Source organism: Burkholderia sp. AU16482 (assembly GCF_002223285.1).
GTDB classification, from domain to species: Bacteria; Pseudomonadota; Gammaproteobacteria; order Burkholderiales; family Burkholderiaceae; genus Burkholderia; species Burkholderia semiarida.
Map to the genome: position 1 here is coordinate 456237 of NZ_NKEY01000003.1, position 18924 is coordinate 475160.

Annotated in this window: 21 protein-coding genes and 4 tRNA genes; 9 read left to right on the forward strand and 16 right to left on the reverse strand. The window is 66.3% G+C overall.

Annotated features, from left to right (window positions below):
- Positions 1-63: 63 nt before the first annotated feature.
- Positions 64-1062 carry a lipopolysaccharide heptosyltransferase I gene (gene waaC, locus CFB35_RS04575; protein ID WP_060965696.1) on the forward strand — a complete coding sequence of 333 codons (999 nt, stop codon included), beginning with the start codon at positions 64-66 and terminating at the stop codon, positions 1060-1062.
- 19 nt (positions 1063-1081) lie between these two features.
- On the opposite strand, the gene CFB35_RS04580 is transcribed toward waaC, so the two are convergent.
- From CFB35_RS04580 to rph, 9 genes are all read right to left on the reverse strand, one after another.
- A complete protein-coding gene (locus tag CFB35_RS04580) occupies positions 1082-1261 on the reverse strand; it encodes a hypothetical protein (RefSeq protein ID WP_059574111.1) in 180 nt (59 codons plus the stop codon).
- Between the two features lie 104 nt (positions 1262-1365).
- Complete coding sequence (locus CFB35_RS04585) at positions 1366-2676, reverse strand: MFS transporter (protein WP_089464610.1); 1311 nt, start codon at positions 2674-2676, stop codon at positions 1366-1368.
- Positions 2677-2981: 305 nt separating this feature from the next.
- Complete coding sequence (locus CFB35_RS04595) at positions 2982-3473, reverse strand: energy transducer TonB (RefSeq protein WP_059574109.1); 492 nt, start codon at positions 3471-3473, stop codon at positions 2982-2984.
- A gap of 315 nt (positions 3474-3788) precedes the next feature.
- Positions 3789-4082 carry a hypothetical protein gene (locus CFB35_RS04600; protein ID WP_060313063.1) on the reverse strand — a complete coding sequence of 98 codons (294 nt, stop codon included), beginning with the start codon at positions 4080-4082 and terminating at the stop codon, positions 3789-3791.
- A gap of 294 nt (positions 4083-4376) precedes the next feature.
- Entirely contained in the window at positions 4377-4766 is a 390-nt protein-coding gene (locus CFB35_RS04605) for a hypothetical protein (protein WP_059638897.1), read from the reverse strand.
- A 142-nt stretch (positions 4767-4908) separates the two neighbouring features.
- A tRNA-Ser gene (locus CFB35_RS04610) sits at positions 4909-4996 on the reverse strand.
- Between the two features lie 44 nt (positions 4997-5040).
- Complete coding sequence (gene hemW / locus CFB35_RS04615; protein ID WP_060313069.1) at positions 5041-6255, reverse strand: radical SAM family heme chaperone HemW; 1215 nt, start codon at positions 6253-6255, stop codon at positions 5041-5043.
- A gap of 34 nt (positions 6256-6289) precedes the next feature.
- Positions 6290-6919 carry an RdgB/HAM1 family non-canonical purine NTP pyrophosphatase gene (rdgB, locus tag CFB35_RS04620; RefSeq protein WP_060313074.1) on the reverse strand — a complete coding sequence of 210 codons (630 nt, stop codon included), beginning with the start codon at positions 6917-6919 and terminating at the stop codon, positions 6290-6292.
- A complete protein-coding gene (gene rph, locus CFB35_RS04625) occupies positions 6912-7652 on the reverse strand; it encodes a ribonuclease PH (protein ID WP_060965699.1) in 741 nt (246 codons plus the stop codon). Before rph ends, rdgB begins: the two co-directional genes overlap by 8 nt.
- Positions 7653-7825: 173 nt before the next feature.
- Between rph and CFB35_RS04630 the strand changes: the two genes are divergently transcribed.
- The 4 genes from CFB35_RS04630 to CFB35_RS04645 all read left to right on the forward strand — a co-directional run bounded on the left by CFB35_RS04630 (position 7826) and on the right by CFB35_RS04645 (position 12195).
- Positions 7826-8749, forward strand: coding sequence for a YicC/YloC family endoribonuclease (locus CFB35_RS04630; protein WP_089464611.1), 924 nt, complete (start codon positions 7826-7828; stop codon positions 8747-8749).
- 70 nt (positions 8750-8819) lie between these two features.
- Positions 8820-9503 (forward strand): guanylate kinase, encoded by a 684-nt coding sequence (gene gmk / locus CFB35_RS04635; RefSeq protein WP_059574102.1) that lies wholly within the window; start codon positions 8820-8822, stop codon positions 9501-9503.
- A 58-nt stretch (positions 9504-9561) separates the two neighbouring features.
- Complete coding sequence (gene rpoZ / locus CFB35_RS04640) at positions 9562-9765, forward strand: DNA-directed RNA polymerase subunit omega (protein WP_006025620.1); 204 nt, start codon at positions 9562-9564, stop codon at positions 9763-9765.
- Between the two features lie 63 nt (positions 9766-9828).
- Positions 9829-12195 carry a bifunctional (p)ppGpp synthetase/guanosine-3',5'-bis(diphosphate) 3'-pyrophosphohydrolase gene (locus CFB35_RS04645; protein WP_027783823.1) on the forward strand — a complete coding sequence of 789 codons (2367 nt, stop codon included), beginning with the start codon at positions 9829-9831 and terminating at the stop codon, positions 12193-12195.
- 186 nt (positions 12196-12381) lie between these two features.
- Here the strand turns inward: CFB35_RS04645 and CFB35_RS04650 are convergent.
- From CFB35_RS04650 to CFB35_RS04660, 3 genes are all read right to left on the reverse strand, one after another.
- Positions 12382-12458: transfer RNA gene (locus tag CFB35_RS04650), tRNA-Arg, on the reverse strand.
- A 61-nt stretch (positions 12459-12519) separates the two neighbouring features.
- A tRNA-Arg gene (locus tag CFB35_RS04655) sits at positions 12520-12596 on the reverse strand.
- Positions 12597-12662: 66 nt separating this feature from the next.
- Positions 12663-12739 (reverse strand) — tRNA-Arg (locus CFB35_RS04660).
- A gap of 129 nt (positions 12740-12868) precedes the next feature.
- Here CFB35_RS04660 and greB point away from each other — a divergent pair.
- Positions 12869-13432, forward strand: coding sequence for a transcription elongation factor GreB (gene greB, locus CFB35_RS04665; protein WP_006486618.1), 564 nt, complete (start codon positions 12869-12871; stop codon positions 13430-13432).
- A gap of 83 nt (positions 13433-13515) precedes the next feature.
- Here the strand turns inward: greB and CFB35_RS04670 are convergent, their stop codons facing one another.
- On the reverse strand, positions 13516-14661 hold the full coding sequence (locus CFB35_RS04670) for a porin (protein ID WP_059898421.1): 1146 nt from the start codon (positions 14659-14661) through the stop codon (positions 13516-13518).
- A gap of 498 nt (positions 14662-15159) precedes the next feature.
- Complete coding sequence (locus tag CFB35_RS04675) at positions 15160-15426, reverse strand: hypothetical protein (protein ID WP_089464612.1); 267 nt, start codon at positions 15424-15426, stop codon at positions 15160-15162.
- Positions 15427-15820: 394 nt separating this feature from the next.
- Between CFB35_RS04675 and CFB35_RS04680 the strand changes: the two genes are divergently transcribed.
- Both CFB35_RS04680 and CFB35_RS04685 read left to right on the forward strand, forming a co-directional pair.
- Positions 15821-16024: a cold-shock protein gene (locus tag CFB35_RS04680; RefSeq protein ID WP_006476615.1), complete on the forward strand. Its 204-nt coding sequence runs from the start codon at positions 15821-15823 to the stop codon at positions 16022-16024.
- 141 nt (positions 16025-16165) lie between these two features.
- On the forward strand, positions 16166-17293 hold the full coding sequence (locus CFB35_RS04685; protein ID WP_089464613.1) for an exonuclease domain-containing protein: 1128 nt from the start codon (positions 16166-16168) through the stop codon (positions 17291-17293).
- Positions 17294-17325: 32 nt separating this feature from the next.
- On the opposite strand, the gene CFB35_RS04690 is transcribed toward CFB35_RS04685, so the two are convergent.
- Positions 17326-17916, reverse strand: coding sequence for a chorismate mutase (locus tag CFB35_RS04690; RefSeq protein ID WP_059574099.1), 591 nt, complete (start codon positions 17914-17916; stop codon positions 17326-17328).
- 223 nt (positions 17917-18139) lie between these two features.
- The gene (locus CFB35_RS34900) at positions 18140-18244 is read right to left on the reverse strand and encodes a chorismate mutase (protein ID WP_162484450.1); all 105 of its coding nucleotides are present in this window, start codon (positions 18242-18244) and stop codon (positions 18140-18142) included.
- Positions 18245-18483: 239 nt separating this feature from the next.
- Between CFB35_RS34900 and CFB35_RS04700 the strand changes: the two genes are divergently transcribed.
- Complete coding sequence (locus CFB35_RS04700; RefSeq protein WP_059574097.1) at positions 18484-18873, forward strand: DUF2946 domain-containing protein; 390 nt, start codon at positions 18484-18486, stop codon at positions 18871-18873.
- Positions 18874-18924: the final 51 nt, after the last annotated feature.

Consider the following 18924-nt stretch of genomic DNA (forward strand, 5'->3'; position numbering starts at 1 on the left):
AATGTCTGTACATAGCAACCGTCGTTAGCATGCCGAGATAACCCGTCGAGAACCCCGCCAATCGTGAAACGCATCCTCATCGTGAAAGTGACGTCGCTCGGCGACGTCGTCCAGACGCTGCCTGTCGTCGCCGACCTGCATCGCGCCTTCCCCGGCGTGACGGTCGACTGGGCCGTCGACGAATCGTGCGCGGAGGTCGTACGCTGGCATCCGGGCGTGAGCGCCGTCCTGTGCGCGCCGCTGCGCCGCTTCAAGAAAATGCGCAATGTCGGCGACCTGAAGGCGATCTCGGCATCGATCGGTGCGTTGCGTGCGCACCGCTACGATGCGGTCATCGATCTGCACGGCGTCTACAAGAGCGCGATCATTTCGTCGCTGGCGCGCGCCGCGCGCCGTGTCGGCTACCAGACGCAGGATCTTGGCGAAACGGGCGCGCGCTTCGCGTATTCGCACCGTTTCGGTCCGCGGCCGGACTGCGACGCATGGCACGGGATGCGCGTGAGTGCCGGCGAAGCGCTCGGCTACGTGCCCGAAGGGGCTGCCGCGTACGGCATCGTCGCGCCGCAGGACGCGAGCCTGCCGGCGGCCGTGACCGACGGCGGGCCGTTCATGCTGCTGTTCCATGCGACGTCCAACCCCGACAAGAAGTGGCCGGCCGAACACTGGGCCGCCCTTGCCACGGAGATGATGGCGCGCGGCGTGCGCGTGTTGCTGCCGTGGGGATCGGCGGCCGAGCACGACGATGCGCGGGATATCGCCGCTCGTGCGCCGGGCGCGATCGTGTTGCCGGCGATGACGGTGCGTGAACTGGGCGCGGCGCTGGGCCGGGCCGCGCTCGTGGTGGGGGTCGATACGGGGTTCGTGCATATGGCGCACGCATTGCAGCGGCCGACCGTGATGATTTTCGTCGCGACGTCGCGCCACCATTGCGGGATCGGCGGCGCGCCGCACGCGCTGTCGATCGGCGAGCCGGGCGCGATGCCGACCGTCGACGAGGCGCTGGACGCGATCGATACGGTCTGCCCGGCCTACGGCACGTTGCGCGCGCGGTTGTCCGCCTGACGCGGCGCGGCGGCCGTGGTCAGGCCAGCAACATCTCGACCGTGACGACGGCGGCGATGGCCGCCAGATTCGCCAGCAGCGCCTCGAACACGAGGCCGCGCCAGGTCTTCGGCCGGAACCGTAGCGCGAGCAGCAGCGCGCCACCCAGTGCGAGCGCGAGGATCACGACGAGATCGGCATTGGCGAGGCGGATATTCATGGCGGCGGCTCCTGTCGGGGCGGGATATCCGGGCGCGCGACGACGCGCCCAGGATCGAGTATAGAGCGCGCCTGCCGCCGTACAACCCGGGTCGCCCCGGAGGGTCAGACGAGCGATGCGTCGCGCGTTTCGCGCATCAGCAATACGCCGATCAGGCTGATCGCCGCCGCGACCGACACGTAGCCGCCGACCCACGACAGCCCGCCGCGCGCAGCCAGCAGTTGCGCGATATACGGTGCGATCGACGCGCCGAGGATCCCGCCGAGGTTGTACGCGACGCCCGCGCCCGTATAGCGGACGTTGGTCGGGAACAACTCCGGCAGCAGCGCGCCCATCGGCGCGAAGGTCACGCCCATCAGGAACAGTTCGATCGTCAGGAACAGCGCGACGAGCGGCATCGAGCCGCTGCCGAGCAGCGGCGCCATCGCGAACCCCGACAGCAGCGCGGCGAGCGCGCCGGCGACCAGCACCGGCTTGCGGCCGAAGCGGTCCGACGCCCATGCGGACAGCGGCGTCGCGAGCCCCATGAAGACGACCGCGAAACACAGCAGGCCGAGGAAGCTCTGGCGCGGAATATGCAGCGCCGACACGCCGTACGACAGCGAGAACACCGTCGAGATATAGAACAGCGTGTAGCAGACGACCATCGCGAGCGCGCCGAGCAGCGTGGGCTGCCAGTGCTGCGTGACGAGCGTCGCGACCGGCACGCGCACGCGCTCGTTGCGGTCGAGCGCCGCCTGGAACGCGGGCGTTTCGGTGATCTTGAGCCGCACGTACAGGCCGAGCGCGACGAGCACCGCGCTGACGAGGAACGGGATGCGCCAGCCCCAACTGCGGAACTGCTCGTCGGACAGCGACAGCGCGAGCGCGAAGAACAGCCCGTTCGACATCAGGAACCCGACCGACGGCCCCAGTTGCGGGAACATCCCGAACCAGCCGCGCTTGCCCTGCGGCGCATGCTCGGTCGCGAGCAGCGCCGCGCCGCCCCATTCGCCGCCGAGACCGATCCCCTGGCCGAAACGCAGCACGCACAGCAGCACCGGCGCGAGCGTGCCGATCGTGTCGTAGCCGGGCACGAAGCCGATTGCGGTGGTGGATACGCCCATCACGAGCAGCGAGGCGACGAGCGTCGACTTGCGGCCGATACGGTCGCCGAAGTGTCCGAACAGGAACGAGCCGATCGGGCGCGCGATGAACGCGATGCCGAACGTGACGAATGCGGACAGCGCCTGCGCCGTTGCGGAGCCGTGCGGAAAGAACACGGGGCCGATGACGAGCGCGGCGGCCGTTGCGTACACGTAGAAATCGTAGAACTCGATCGCGGTGCCGATGAAGCTCGCGAACACGATGCGCCGGTGGCTGACGGCGCCGGCCGAACCGGTTGCGTGTGCAACGGCCGGGGGGGATGCGGACATGGATGTCTCCGTTTTGTCGTTGGGGCAGCCGGCTGAGCGTGCGTTCGGCGGGCGACGGCCTGCCGGGCGCTGCCGGGCAAATGATCGATGCGGATGACGCGATGGCGGCGTGGACGCGCGCCGTGGCGCGGACGTCACCCGCCGGTCGACGATGGAGACGGGTACGTCGCCGCCGCCCGGTGCCGGCGTGGTCGGCTCGCTTGCCGGGTGCGGCGCGCGAACGCACGCGCGGCGTGATGGCCGCGCGAGTGCGGAAAATTATAGCCAGCAGCGCCGTGCACCGGCAATCGGGCCGCGGCGGCGCGTCAGTCGATCGACTGCGCCTGCGCGGACGCGGTGCTTTGCAACTGGAAGTGGCCGTCGTCGTTGAAGAGCCAGCCTTCCATCAGTTCGAGCCGGCCGTTGCCGTCGAGCAGCCGTGACGGCGGCGCCGGCAGCGGCGCCGAGCGGCGCAGCGACGCGAGCGCGAGCGCTTCCGCCTCGCTGTCGCCGTTGCTGCGATAGACGGACGCGTTGATCACGCGGCCGCTGCCATCGACGGTGAAGGCCACGACGACGAGCGAGCGCAGCATGGCCTGCGGCGTGCCGTGCAGCATGCCGGACGGATTGCGCTCGGCGACGCGATGCGCGACCTCGACGCGATACTGGTCGAGCGTGCCGCTGCGTATGACCGACGGAATCGTCAGGACCGAGCGTAGCGACGAAGGCGGCGTGATCGTGCACGCGGCGAGCAGGGCGACGACGGCTAGCGCAGCGACACGCAGCCGGACGACGCGCGGACGGAGAAGGGGGCGCATGACGGGATGGCCGGGAGGGACGATAGAAAAATGATAGGCGTACCGACGCGAGACGATATGGGGGGAAACGCATAGCGCGCGGGATCGGTTGCTGCGATCGCTGATGATGACGGCCGGGCGCTGCGTCGAGCGACGTGCATCGCGCGCGGTGCGTCGCGAGGTGACGCGACATATGACAGCGTCAGCGATGGACGCGCATGTTGCAAGGTTGAAAGCCGCGGCACGCTGCGATCATCCGGCCGCGCGGCGCGGCCAGCCGATGCGGTGACCTCGACCGGCCTTCCGCGCCATCGCTGGCGATGCTTTCCGGCCGCGTCAGAAGCCGTGCGTCACGAGCGACAGTACCGACAGGTCGGGGTGCGTGCCGTCGATGATGCTCTTGCCGACGTGCACGCCTTCGCGGGTCGCCTCGTCGAGGCTCGCGAAGCTCTCCTCGCCGTCCGCGTGGAACGGCACCGCATGGCCGGGCAGCGCGGGATTCACGCCCGGATGGCACACGTAGCCGGTGTAGGTATAGCGCGTGTCGCTGCCGGGCATCGCGGCCGGCACGACATGGATCTCGAAGCCTTCGTAATCGACGTGGTCCGTCGCGCTCGACAGGTCGGTCATGGCGATCTCCGTGTGCCGCGCGCACGGGTGGCGCGTGCGGCATCGAATACGCGGCGGCGTTTGTCGCCGTGTTGAAGGAATTCTAGGTGATGGCGAGCGGGGTGGGGAGGCGTGCGGCGATGCGCGGCGGCATGCGCCCGGGCGCGCGTACCATGCCGATCCGGTGCCGATTCCTGAGCGCGATTGCGTTTGCGTTGGGCGCCGTGGTGTCGGTCGTCCTGCTGCTCCGCCTGCCGCTGCCCGGCGCGCATGCGCGTCCGTCTCGACTGATGAACGTGTCGCGTCGCGACTTCATTACTTGCAGCGCGCGTCCTTGCGCTGCACGACGACGATCACCGGATACTTCTGGCCGTGATCGAGTTCCACGCGCGCGACGACGGTCAGCGTCGCCGGATCGGAATCGTCGTATACGCTGACCTGTTCGTTGCGCAGATAGGTCACGCCGGTGCAGTTCGACGTGCGTCCGTCGTCACCCACCTTGCATTGAAGCTCGTTGTCCTTCAGGTAGTTGTATGGCGACGGGCTCGCGAGGTATTCGCTCAGGCCGCGCGGCGAACCGCCGACGCCGGTCACGTACGCGATCGCACACGATGCTTGCGCGTCGCCGGAGGCGGTGTCGGCCGCCGCATGCGTGCTGACGGCAACCAGCAGCGCGGCGAGCGACGAGACGAGGAAGGGCTTCATGACGTGGAGTTCCCGTTTCGCGAATCGGAGCGCGGGATTGTAACGGCATCCGGCGCGACGTGTCGGCTCGTGCGGGGCGCACGCGGGCGGACAAACAAAAAACCCCGTCATTCTGCGAATGGACGGGGTTCGGCGAATTTCCTGGCGGAAGCGGTGAGATTCGAACTCACGGACAGTTTCCCGTCGCTGGTTTTCAAGACCAGTGCCTTAAACCGCTCGGCCACGCTTCCACACGAGGCGGCATTGTAACCGAAATGCCGCCCCGTTCATTCGTTCAGTCGTCGCGCAGGAACAATTCCTGCAGGTCGTTGAGGAAACGCTGGCCGAGCGGCGTCGGCGCGATTTGCGTGAAATCGCGCGTGATCAGTCCGCGCCGTTCCGCTTCCTTCAATGCCGGCTCGATCGTACTCATCGGCAGGCCCGTGCGTTCCGCGAAGCTGTGCACGGGGAAACCCTCGACGAGCCGCAGCGTGTTCAGCATGAACTCGAACGGCAGGTCGCGCGCGCCGACCTCACGCTCTTCCTGCACGGCCGTGCCGGCCTTCGCCTGTTCGATGAAGGTCGCCGGATGCTTGTAGCGCGCCTGCCGCAGGATCCGGTTCGGGAACGACAGTTTCGTGTGGGCACCCGCGCCGATCCCGAGATAGTCGCCGAAGCGCCAGTAGTTCAGGTTGTGCTTGCACTGATGATTCGGCTTCGCGTACGCGGATACTTCGTAGCGCCCGTAGCCGGCTTCGGCCGTGCGCGCATGGATCCATTCCTGCATGTCGGCCGACGCGTCGTCGTCGGGCACGACGGGTGGGAATTTCGCGAACAGCGTATTCGGCTCGAGCGTCAGGTGATACAGCGACAGGTGCGGCGGCGCGAACGACAGCGCCGTCTCGATGTCGGCGCGGCATTCGTCGAGCGTCTGGTTCGGCAGCGCGAACATCAGGTCGAGGTTGAAGTTGTCGAAGTTCTTCGCGGCGATCTCGACGGCCGCGCGTGCCTGCGCGGTGTCGTGAATCCGGCCGAGCGCCTTCAGGTGCGCCTCGTTGAAGCTCTGGATGCCGACCGACAGGCGGTTCACGCCGCTTGCGCGGAACTGCGCGAACTTCGCGGCTTCGAACGTGCCCGGATTCGCTTCCAGCGTGATCTCGGCATCGGCGTCGAGCGGCAGCAGCGCGCGCACGTCGGACAGCATCCGGTCGAGGCCGGCCGCCGACAGCAGGCTCGGCGTGCCGCCGCCGATGAACACGGTATGCACCTGCCGGCCCCACACGAGCGGCAGCGCCTGCTCGAGGTCGGCGCGCAACGCGTCGAGATACTCGGCTTCCGGAAACCGTTCGCCTTTCCATTCGTGCGAGTTGAAGTCGCAGTACGGGCACTTGCGCACGCACCACGGGAAATGCACGTACAGCGCGAGCGGCGGCAGCGACGTGAGGCGCACCTGGCCGGGCGACGTGAAGGTCGCGACGACGCGTGCGCCGGTTTCCGCGGCCTGGCTCATGCGGCCTCCCGCTGCGGATGCGTGATGAAGACGATCATGCGGGTTCCTCTGCGAGCCGCGCGAGCAGCGCCTTCAGCGCGAGCGCGCGATGGCTGTGCGTGTTCTTGACGGCCGGCTCGAGTTCGGCTGCCGTCGCGCCGAGCGACGGCAGGTAGAAATACGGGTCGTAGCCGAATCCATGCCCGCCGCGCGGCGTATCGACGATCTCGCCGGCCCAGCGGCCTTCGGCGAACAGCGGCTCGGGATCGTCCGCGTGACGCACGAGCGCGAGCACACAGCAATAGTATGCGCGCCGGTCGTCGACGCCGCGCAGTTGCTCGACCAGGTACGCATTGTTCGCCGCATCGCCCTTGTCGCGGCCCGCGCGCTGCGCGTAGCGCGCCGAATAGACGCCTGGTGCGCCGCGCAGCGCGCGCACGCACAGGCCGGAATCGTCGGCGATCGCCGGCAGCCCGGTGAGCCGCGACGCGTGGCGCGCCTTCGTCAGCGCATTCTCGATGAACGTGCCGAACGGCTCTTCCGCCTCGGGCACGGCCAGGTCGCCCTGCGGCATGATCTCGATGCCGACCGTGGAAAACAGCGCGGTGAATTCGCGCAGCTTGCCGGCGTTGTTCGACGCGAGCACGATGCGCGACAGCGGCGCGAGGGTGCGGTCGTCACGCATGGTTCGTGCCCAGGACAGCTTTCTGCAACTGCACGAGCTCGGCGATCCCGCCTTGCGCGAGGTCGAGCAGCGCATTCATCTCGGCGCGCGAGAACGGCACGCCTTCGGCCGTGCCCTGGACTTCGACGAAGCCGCCCGCGCCCGTCATCACGACGTTCATGTCGGTGTCGCAGCGCGAATCTTCCGCGTAGTCGAGGTCGAGCACCGGCGCGCCTTCGTACACGCCGACCGAGATCGCGGCGACGTGGTCGGTGATCGGCGAGCGCGCGAGCTTGCCGGCCGCGATCAGCGTCGACACGGCATCGTGCGCGGCGACGAACGCGCCGGTGATGCTGGCCGTACGCGTGCCGCCGTCGGCCTGGATCACGTCGCAGTCGATGTGGATCGTGCGCGGGCCGAGCGCCTCGAGATCGAACACCGCGCGCAGCGCGCGGCCGATCAGGCGCTGAATTTCCTGCGTGCGGCCCGTCTGCTTGCCGCGCGCGGCTTCACGGTCGCTGCGCGTGTGCGTCGCGCGCGGCAGCATCCCGTATTCGGCGGTCAGCCAGCCTTGCCCGCGCTCGCGCAGGAATTCGGGCACGCGCTCGGCGACGCTGGCGGTGCAGAGCACCTTGGTGTCGCCGAATTCGACCAGCACGGAGCCTTCGGCGTGTTTCGTGTAGTGGCGCGTGAGGGCGACCTTGCGCAGTTCGTCGGCGCGGCGGCCGCTCGGGCGGGAAACGGAAGACGTCATGGGGAAATCGCGGAAGGAGAGGAAAGCCCGATTTTAGCGCCGAACGCCGCGCGCGCCCGGCGGGGTGTCCCGCAAAAATGGGATAATGCGCGCTCGCCGCCCCGCGCTTTCCGATGCGCCGGGCGCCTCGACATATCCCCCGCCCGCGAGGGCACCAGACGGCGAGACGAACCATGATCTACAGCATGACGGGCTACGCGAGCGCGACGCGCGAACTCGCGACGGCCACCGGCAACGGCGGCACCAGCGTGTCGGTCGAACTGCGCACCGTGAACTCGCGCTTCCTCGATCTCAATTTCCGGATGCCGGACGACGTGCGCGCGTGCGAATCCGCGCTGCGCGAAATGCTGATGAACAAGCTGTCGCGCGGCAAGGTCGACGTGCGTATCAACCTGCAGCGCGGCGAGCAGAGCATCGGCGCGGGCGCGCTGAACCAGTCGGCGCTCGGCCAGCTTGCCGAACTCGAACGCGCGGTGCTCGATTCGTTCCCGGGCGTCGGCCGCCTGCGCGCGGGCGAGATCCTGCGCTGGCCCGGCGTGCTCGCCGAGAGCGGCGTGTCGGCCGAGGCGATCCGCGACGCGGTGCTCGCCTGCGGCAAGGAAGCGATCGGCGAGCTCGTCGTCGTGCGTTCGCGCGAAGGCGCGCAACTGGCGGCGATGCTGCTGTCGAACGTCACCGAGATGGAGGCGATCGTCGCGCGCATCACGCCGCTCGTGCCGGAGCTGATCGCGAAGCATCAGCAGAAGATCGTCGAGCGGCTGCAGGAAGCGCTCGGCCTCGCGGCGCCCGAAGGCGGCTCGACGGTCGTCACGCGCGAGGAAGCCGCGGAGCGCATCCGTCAGGAAGTGACGATGTACGGGATCCGGATCGACATCGCGGAAGAGCTGTCGCGGCTCACCGCGCACCTGAACGAAACGCGTCACGTGATCGAGAAGGGCGGCCGCGTCGGCAAGCGTCTCGACTTCATGATGCAGGAACTGAATCGCGAAGCGAACACGCTCGGCTCGAAGGCGGCGGCGAAGGAACTCGCCGACGCGTCGATGGCGCTGAAGCTGCTGATCGAGCAGATGCGCGAGCAAGTGCAAAACCTGGAGTAAAAGAGATGAAACGACCCCCACGCTCACTATGTTTGCTGCCCTCCGAGGGGGCGGCCCGGCGGAGGCTGTCATGACCGATTCCCATCGCGACGGCCACGCGTCGCATTCGCTGCACGGCGGCGTCTATCCCGGTAACCTGTTCATGGTCGTCGCGCCGTCGGGCGCCGGCAAGTCGACGCTCGTGAATGCGCTGCTGTCGAAGGACAGCGACATCTGCCTGTCGATCTCGTACACCACGCGCAAGCCGCGCCCCGGCGAGCAGGACGGCCAGCACTACCACTTCACGACCGTCGAGGATTTTCGCGCGCGTCACGCGGCGCACGAATTCCTCGAGAGCGCGGAAGTGCACGGCAACTACTACGGCACGTCGCGCGTCTGGATCGAGGAGCAGATGCAGAACGGCCACGACGTGCTGCTCGAAATCGACTGGCAAGGCGCGTTGCAGGTGAAGAAGCAGTTCCGCAACGCGGTCGGCATCTTCATCCTGCCGCCGTCGCTCGACGCGCTCGAGGAGCGCCTGAAGAAGCGCGGCCAGGACGAGCCGAACGTGATCACGCGACGCCTGCTGGCGGCCGGCAGCGAAATCGCGCACGCGTCGGAAGCGGAATACGTGGTGATCAACGAGAATTTCGAGCGTGCGCTCGCGGAACTCGAATGCATCGTCGCGGCGACGCGCCTGCGTTTTGCTTCGCAGTACGCGCGACACACGGAGCTGTTCATCGAGCTCGGCATCCATCTGCCCCACGCGGAATGACGCGGGGCACGAGGGACATAAGGTAGAATAAGGACTATATTCAGAAGGAATCACCAACATGGCTCGCATTACCGTCGAAGACTGCCTGAAGCAAATCCCGAATCGCTTCGAACTGGCGCTCGCCGCCACCTATCGCGCGCGGCAGCTCGCGCAAGGCCATACGCCGAAAATCGAAAGCCGCGACAAGCCGACCGTCGTCGCGCTGCGCGAAATCGCTGCCGGCCAGGTCGGCGTCGAGATGCTGAAGAAGGTGCCGGTGTAACGCGCATCCGGCCCGTTCCAGCCATGTAGTCCACGCGCGCAACGACTCGACCTGGAGGCGAATATGAGCACCACCCCATCGTCCGCCTCCGCGGATCCGACCACCGAAGCCACGGCCCAGTCGCCTGCGCGCCAGTACATCGACGCGGTCCTCGAACAATCCTTCCGGCATCTGTTCGGGCCGACCGCCACCCCGGAGCAGCCGCGCAAGCACGGCGTCGTTTCGATCGCGAAACTGACGGCCGCGCTTGCCGAGTATCTCGCTCCGGACGAAATCAAAGAGGTCAAGGCGGCGTTCCACTTCAGCGACGAAGCCCACCTCGGTCAATATCGCCAGAGTGGCGAACCCTACATCACCCATCCCGTCGCCGTCGCGGAAATCTGCGCCGGCTGGAAGCTCGACGCGCAGGCCGTGATGGCCGCGTTGCTGCACGACGTGATGGAAGACCAGGGCGTGACCAAGAACGAGCTGGCCGAGCGGTTCGGCCCGAAGGTCGCCGAACTGGTCGACGGCCTGTCGAAGCTCGACAAGATGGAATTCCGCAGCCGCGAGGAAGCGCAGGCGGAAAACTTCCGCAAGATGCTGCTCGCGATGGCGCGCGACGTGCGCGTCATTCTCGTGAAGCTCGCCGATCGCCTGCACAACATGCGCACGCTCGGCGCGGTGCCGATGGAAAAACGCCGCCGCGTCGCGCGCGAAACGCTCGACATCTACGCGCCGATCGCGCACCGCCTCGGGTTGAACAACACGTATCGCGAGCTGCAGGACATGAGCTTCGCGAACTTCAACCCGCATCGCTACGCGACGCTCGAGAAGGCGGTGAAGGCCGCGCGCGGCAATCGCCGCGAAGTGATCAGCAAGATCCTCGAGGCCGCGCAGCGCGCGATGGCCGACGCGAAGATCGACGCCGAGATCACCGGCCGCGAGAAGACCATTTACAGCGTTTATCGCAAGATGCGCGACAAGCAGCTGTCGTTCTCGCAGGTGCTCGACGTGTACGGCTTTCGCGTCGTCGTCGACAGCCCGCTCGACTGCTACACGTGCATCGGCGCGCTGCACGCGCTGTACAAGCCCGTGCCCGGCAAGTTCAAGGATTACATCGCGATCCCGAAGATCAACGGCTATCAGTCGCTGCACACGACGCTCGTCGGCCCGTTCGGCGCGCCGATCGAGTTCCAGGTGCGCACGCGCAAGATGCACGAGATCGCCGAGGCGGGCGTCGCCGCGCACTGGCTGTACAAGAACGGCAGCGCCGATCTCAGCGACGTGCAGAAGCGCGCGCACCAGTGGCTGAAGTCGCTGCTCGACATCCAGAGCGAAGCGGGCGATTCGAGCGAATTCCTCGAGCACGTGAAGATCGACCTGTTCCCCGACGCGGTCTACGTGTTCACGCCGAAGTCGAAGATCATGGCGCTGCCGCGCGGTGCGACGGCGCTCGATTTCGCGTATTCGATCCACAGCGATCTCGGCAACCAGTGCGTGGCCGTGAAGATCAACAACGAGCTGCTGCCGCTGCGCACCGAGCTGAAGAGCGGCGACATCGTCGAAGTGATCACCGCGCCGTATTCGAAGCCGAATCCCGCGTGGCTCGGCTTCGTGCGTACCGGCAAGGCGCGCTCGGCGATCCGCCACTACCTGAAGACGATGCGCCTGAACGAGTCCGTGCAGCTGGGCGAGCGGCTCGTCGACCAGAGCCTGAAGGGCTATGGCCTCGCGCTGGCCGATGTCGAGCCGGAAGTGTGGGAGAAGCTCGTGCAGTGGACGGGCAACAAGAGCCGGCAGGAAATCTTCGCGGACATCGGCCTCGGCCGCCGCGTCGCCGCGGTGATGGCCAAGCGCATCGAGGTGCTGATGAGCGGCCGCGACGCGGACGACGATCTGCCGAAGTCCGAGCGGCATCCCGCGCATCATGCGCCGCCGGTCGTGATTACCGGCACCGAAGGGATGTCCGTGCAGTTGTCCGCATGCTGCCGGCCGATCCCGGGCGACGCGATCATGGGTTACATCGGCATCGGTCTGGGCATGGCGATTCATACGACGGATTGCCGTGTCGCGCAGCGCATCCATCGCCGCGATCCGGGCCGCTGGATCGACGTCGAATGGGCGCCGCAGCCGGGCCGCCTGTTCGATGTCGCGGTGAAGGCGCTCGTGAAGAACACGAAGGGCATCTTCGCGCGCGTCGCGGCGGACATCACGTCGGCCGACGCGAACATCGTCCATATCGCGATGGACGAGGATCTGACCCACGAATCGACGGTGCTGCGCTTCGTGATCCAGGTCAGCGACCGCGTGCATCTCGCGAACGTGATGCGGCGCGTGAGAACCAATCCGGACGTGATGCGGATCATGCGAGAGCGCTCGACCGACGACGGGGCGCATGCGCGCCACGACGGCGGCATGCGCATCGAGCGCGAGCGGCAGGATTACTGACATTCACGCGCCCCTTCGCGGGGGGGAGTGCGGTGATCCACGGACGGCGGCCAATGGCCGCCGTTTTCGTTGAGGCGGGCGAAACTGCACGTGACGTTTGCCGAAGGCGTGCGAGGCGATGGTGCGGACGAGGGGAGGCGGGTGCAAAAAGAAAAAGGGCTTTCCCGGAGGAAAGCCCTTTTAAGGTGGCGCGGCTGGCAGGATTCGAACCCACGACCCCTTGGTTCGTAGCCAAGTACTCTATCCAACTGAGCTACAGCCGCACGCAAAACGGTACTGCTTCAACTGTCGGAACCTTCTGCGATGGGAAGGCCCCCAAATAAGTGGCGCGGCTGGCAGGATTCGAACCCACGACCCCTTGGTTCGTAGCCAAGTACTCTATCCAACTGAGCTACAGCCGCACGCAACAACACACTTCTACTGCTTCGAACTGAAAGGGCCTTCGGTTCGGAAGGCCCTCGAAAAGGTGGCGCGGCTGGCAGGATTCGAACCCACGACCCCTTGGTTCGTAGCCAAGTACTCTATCCAACTGAGCTACAGCCGCACGCAGAAGCGGAAGTATAGCAGAGTCGTATAAAAAGGGAAGCCTTATTCGCGAATTTGGTGCGATGGCCTTGGGCGAGCGCCCTTCGTGTACCCTTGGAGGATCAGTCATTCACGTTGAATCCGCATCATGAACAAGGCGTTTGTCAAAGAGTCGGACGGTGACGACGACGATCTCGACCCGGCTCAACCCGCGATTCCGGCGGGCGCGAAGAACTACATCACGCCGGCCGGCCACAAGCGGCTGAGGGACGAGCTGCTGAACCTGATCGACGTCGAACGTCCCGAGGTCGTGCGGCTCGTGTCGTGGGCCGCCTCGAACGGCGACCGGTCGGAGAACGGCGATTACATCTACGGCAAGCGGCGGCTTCGCGAGATCGATCGCCGCATCCGCTTCCTGACGAAGCGGCTCGACCTCGCCGAGGTCGTCGACGCGAGCCGGCAGGAGAACGTCGACCAGGTTTTCTTCGGCGCGACGGTCGATTACGAGACGCCGGACGGCGAGGACCACACGGTGACGATCGTCGGCATCGACGAGGTCGATCTCGACCGCGGCTGCGTCAGCTGGATTTCGCCGGTCGCGCGTGCGCTGATCAAGGCGAAGATCGGCGATACCGTCACGCTGATGACGCCGGCCGGCCCTCAGCCGATCGACATACTCGACGTCCGGTATCCGGCGCGCGGCGACGCCTGAGCGTCGGCCGGCGCGACGCGGCAAAGCAAAAGCGCCCCGTCGGGGCGCTTCGTCTTTCCGCGTACGGCGAATGTGCCGGTCGCTCAGAAGCGATGGCGCAAGCCGGCCGTGACCGCGATCTGCTTGTTGGTCGACGATGCGGCGCCCAGCCCGTTGATGTTGGCGCCGAGGTCGAGCCCGTCGCTGTTGACCTTCTGGAACTCGCCCTGCAGGTACACGTCGGTGCGCTTCGACAGCGCGTAGTCGGCCTGCAGATTGAACTGGTGCCAGGTCGGCTTGTCGCCGGACAGGCGGCCCTGCGTATACGTGTAGGAGCCGGCGAGCGACAGGGCCGGCGTCAGCGCGTAGCGGCCGTTGACTTCGTAGTTGCTGAAGCGGCCGCTGTCGCCAAGGCCCGTGATGCCGCCCGTTACGCCCGATTGGCCGGCGCTGATCGCGCGCAGGCCGCTAAGGCGCGTCTGCGTGAACACGAAGCCGACCGTCGCGGGGCCGAACCCGTAATTCAGGCCGGCGCCCCAGGTACGCTGCACGCGCGACGCGAAGGTCCAGTCGCCGGTGACCGCACCCGGATCGGAGGCGGCCTGCGCGAGCGCGTTGACGTCGCTGTTCAACTGCAGGTAGGCCGCGGCGAAATTGAAGCCGAGGTAGCTGTACGACACGCCGCCGCTATACGCGCGGTTGTTCGCGAACGCCGACGAATTCGAGAACCCGTACAACGCACCGAACTTGAGGCCGCCGTAGTTGGCGCTCTGGTACTTGACCGAGTTGTTGATCCGGAACGAGTTGTTCAGGTTGTCGTTGTCGAACGGGTGGGCGAACTGGGTGCCGCCATACTGGGTACCGGTCAGCGACAGCGGCCCGAGATAGTCGACCACGCTGTCGTATTGACGGCCCAGCGTCAGCGAGCCGTAGGTGGTGTGCGCGAGGCCCACGAACGCCTGCCGGCCGAATTCGCGGCCGTTCTGCTTGAGCGTGCCGTTGTTGATGCCGAAACCGTTTTCCAGCGTGAAGATGGCTCTCAGGCCGCCGCCGAGATCCTCGGTGCCGCGCAAGCCCCATCGGCTGCCGTTGATCGAACCGCTCGTTTCCTGCCAGGCGCTGTGGCCATGCTGATTGTTCGTGTAGGTGATGCCTGCGTCGATCAGGCCGTACAGCGTCACGCTGCTTTGCGCATGGGCTGCGGTGACGAATACACCCGACAACGCGGCGACGATCAAGGTCTTTTTCATGGATCTGTCTCCAAACAGGATGTCGATCGAACCTGCGGCGGACTGGTCGTGTTCGCCTGACGCCGTAGTCGCTCCGGCGGCGCGGCCGTGCGATCGTCAGAAAGCCACCTTCAGTGTATGAAGGGCGCCGAGCGAGGGCGGCTGGCGCTTTAAGAAATAATGTATTTTGGAATCCGCAAAAATCGACGGGTGCGCGCGAACGCTTGTCCCGCAAGGATCTGCGGCGGTGCAGCGAAAGGAAGCAGCAATGGGAACGACGTAACGGGCGTTGCGCGGCCGCGACAGACAGTCAGCAGCGAGCGGGGGCTTCTATAGCGCGATTATTGACACATCGGCAATAGAGGTTTGTGTGGAGCATGGATAATGAAAGGTAGTTCTCTCGCTATACTGCGATCTCTGCTTTCCGAAGCAGACTTTTTCGTTGACGGAAAAGATCTCCAAACCTTTGTCGGCGCGACTTCCCAGTCGCGCTTTTTTTTTGCCCCGCTGCGCGGTGCGCTACCGCGTGTACGAGCGGCGCTTGCGCTTGCCTGCAGGCACGGCCTCTTCTGCTTCGACCGGCAGCGGCGTGTAGGTCCAGTCTTCCATCACGTAGTGACGGGCATCCAGAGGCGATGCGAGCAGGTTCTGCCAGTGATCGCCGTGCCACGTCATATCGAATTCGGCGTCGCACGGCGCTTCGCGCGCGGACTCGGCCAGGGCGCGGGACTTGCGACGTACGCGCCCGAGCCGGCTCGCGAAGCGCTTGATTCCGTCCAGCCACATGACCCTCTCCTTCCTTTCGGCGTTGCTTCAGGATCGCAATGTCTCCGCATTTCCGCAACCCGGAAAAAACCCGAGGATTTTACCGGGTCGATTTGTCCCCGGTAGAAATTTCGCGACCGATGATTATCGAGGATCCGATCCCGGTAATGTTGACAGGTTTTTGATGCGAATCAATTAATCAAGGATGATGGTGTACCGATTCCAGCGGTATTAGCATCTTTTCGATAAAGCACACGTCAAAAATTTTCTTGACGCACCCGGATTGTCCAATTTATAAAGTCAGCACTCCGTCCTCGGGCGGCGCGCCGGTGCGGATGCCGGCGCAATGTTTCGGGATTTCGGGTAACGGCTATAAAAATAGCTTTTTTGATCTTATCGAGTGGGGAACGCAGACATGGATACCGGTATCGTGAAATGGTTTAACGATGCTAAAGGTTTTGGGTTTATTACGTCGGACAATGGCGGTGAAGATTTGTTTGCGCACTTTTCCGAAATCCGGATGGACGGCTTCAAGACGCTGAAGGAAAACCAGCGTGTTTCGTTCGACGTCAAAGTCGGGCCGAAAGGCAAGCAGGCAGCGAATATCCAGGCGGTCTGACGCGCCTCGCATTGCCGATCACGTCCGGCCCCCGCATCGCGGGGGCTTTTTGTTTTCCGGGGACGGAGCATGCCGGCTCGGGCTGGCCGCGAGTACGCATGCCGGTGCATACTCACGAAAGCACCGTTTCCCAGTCTTTTCATGTCCGATTCCCGTCCGCCCGATCCCGCCAGCGAACAGCCGCTAGTCTTCGTCGACCTTGAAACCACCGGCGGCTCGTCCGCCGACCATCGCATCACCGAAATCGGCGTGGTCGAAATCGGGCCGCTCGGCGTGTCGACGTGGTCGAGCCTCGTCAATCCGGGGCAGGCGATTCCGCCGTTCATCCAGCAACTGACGGGCATCTCGGACGCGATGGTGCGCGATGCGCCGACGTTCGCGTCGCTCGCGCCGGCGCTGTTCGAGCGGCTCGACGGCAAGCTGTTCGTCGCGCATAACGCGAGCTTCGATCGCGGCTTCCTGCGCGCCGAATTCGAGCGAGCCGGGCTCGCCTTCAATCCCGATGTGCTCTGTACCGTAAGGCTGTCGCGCGCGCTGTTTCCGCGCGAATCGCGGCACGGGCTCGATGCGTTGATCGAGCGGCATGGGCTCGTGCCGGCAGCGCGCCACAGGGCGCTGGCCGATGCCGACCTCCTCTGGCAGTTCTGGCGCCAACTGCACGACATCGTGCCGCTCGAGCGGCTGCGCGACCAGATCGCGCGGACGACGCGCCACTTCCGTCTGGGCGGCGACCTGACCGAGGCGTGGCTGGATACCGCGCCGGCAGGGTGCGGCGCGTATGCGCTGTTCGGCGAGCGCGACGAAGCGCTGTATGTCGGCCGCAGCGTGCGCGTGCGGCAGCGGCTGCGCGCGCTGCTGACCGGCGAGCGCCGGTCGTCGAAGGAAATGCGGCTGGCGCAGCAGGTGCGGCGCGTCGAGTGGCGCGAGACCGGCAACGAGCTCGGGGCGATGCTTGCCGAAGCGCAATGGATCGCGCGGTTGCGTCCGTCGTACAACCGGCGCCCCGCAGCCGACGCCGCTCGCGCGGGCGGTGCGCCCTGGCCGTTCGACGGCGCCGTCGCGTTCGAGGCGAACGGCGAGCGCCGCCTGTTTCACGTGATCGACGGCTGGTGCTATCTCGGTTCGGCGGAATCGCTCGATGCGGCCGCGCGGCTCGTGGCCGACGCGGCGGGCGGGGCGTTCGAACCCTTCACCCATCGCCTGCTGCAGCCGCATCTCGCGCGCGGCTTGCAGATGATTCCGCTCGCGGCGCTCACGCCGGCCGATTGAGCGGGCGGCCCGGGTCCGTGGCCTCGCCTGCGTCAGCCGATCGCGCTGGCCCCACCGGCGGCGCACACGTGTGACAGCGCGGTATCGAGGGCCTGCGTCTGCCTCGAATCGTAACGCGTGAGCGTCTTCCAGTTCGCGATGCTGCGCGCGAGCCGCGCCTGGCAATCGGGCGCCTCGCGCAGCGGGGCGACCTGCGCGAGACCGGCGAGCATTTTCTGCGTCAGCCGGTCGAGTGCCGGCCGCGTGCTGGTCGCGAGGTCGGGTGGCGTGCCTTCCGGCGGCCGCGTCGTGCGCCACGTCGCGAACAGTGCGTTCTGCACGTCCTTGCTCGCCGTGATCTGATCCTCGAAGAAGGTTCGGGCAAACGCGGGATCGACGCCGGCCTGGACGGCGCGTTTTTCGACCGCGGTGAGCAGCGCCGCTTCGCGCGGCTGGTCCTCGATGGCCTTGTGATTCGCCCATTTCCATCGCGCGACCGGTTCGGCGAGCGCGAGCCGCTGCGACGCGAGTGCGACGATGTTGGTGAGGGCGGTGTCGTCGCCGTCTGCACGGGCGGTATGCGGGGAGAAGAGGGCGACGCCGAGCGCGGCGACAGCGAGGCTGGCACGAATGGCTTGCTTCATCGGAACGATCGGGAGAGCCGGGCGGGCCGGACGTGGAAAACCAGAAGGATAGACGAAGACAGTCGCGCGGCGTAGCGTCGCGACAGCAGAATCAGCAGGCGAGCCGATCCGGCACCGTCAGGCTGTTGCGGCCCGGGTGCGAGGCGAATGGCGCGCGAGGCGCACGGATGAACCGCACGATAGCGATGATCGACACGTGGCGGTTACAGAACCGAACTGACGTTCACTTCGGCGAGTACAGCTTGTGCTGCTCGTCGAAGAATGCCCGAACGTGCTCGGGCAACTCGGCGAGGAATTCCACGCCGACGGGTTCCGGATCCGGGCTCATCACTTGCTCGGGCGGTGGCATGCGAGTTGGTCTTTCGTCCATGATCGTTTCTCCAGCAGGTTCAATGATTATCAACCTCGCGCTCGGATTTATGCCAGCGTCGAATCGTTAGATTTTGTCTCTGTTGTATTAACGGCACATGCGCTCCGACGCGCGGTGCGATGCCCGGTATGGCAACCGCGCGATCGGCAACGATCGGGCCGCTTGCTATACTTGCGCGCACTTTTTCCTGGACCGCGATGAGACGAACGACGCGATGGATCGGCCTCGTATGGCTGGCGCTGGTACTGAACGTACTGTCGCCCGTCGTCGGCTACGCGCGTCTTGCGTCGAACGGCTCCGGCACGCTCACGCTCGAGTTGTGCAGTGCAGCGGGCGCCCGTCAGGTCGTGCTCGCGCAAGCGGGCGACGACCGCGACACGTCGTCGTTCGACCACGCCGGCGTCCCGCATTGCGTGTACTGCCCCGGCTTCGCGGCGAACGTCGCGCTGGGCGCGAGCCTGCCCGCGATGCCGGGTTTCGTGCGCACGTTCGCGTATCGGGTGGCTGCGCCGCTCGTTCCCGACGTGCGCTGCAAGGGCATCCGTCTCGCGCAGCCGCGCGCCCCGCCTGAAAACGTTCCGGTCTGATTGATGTCGTCCGCGCGCCCTGGTGGCGTGCGAGCCGCCCGCGGCCCCGGC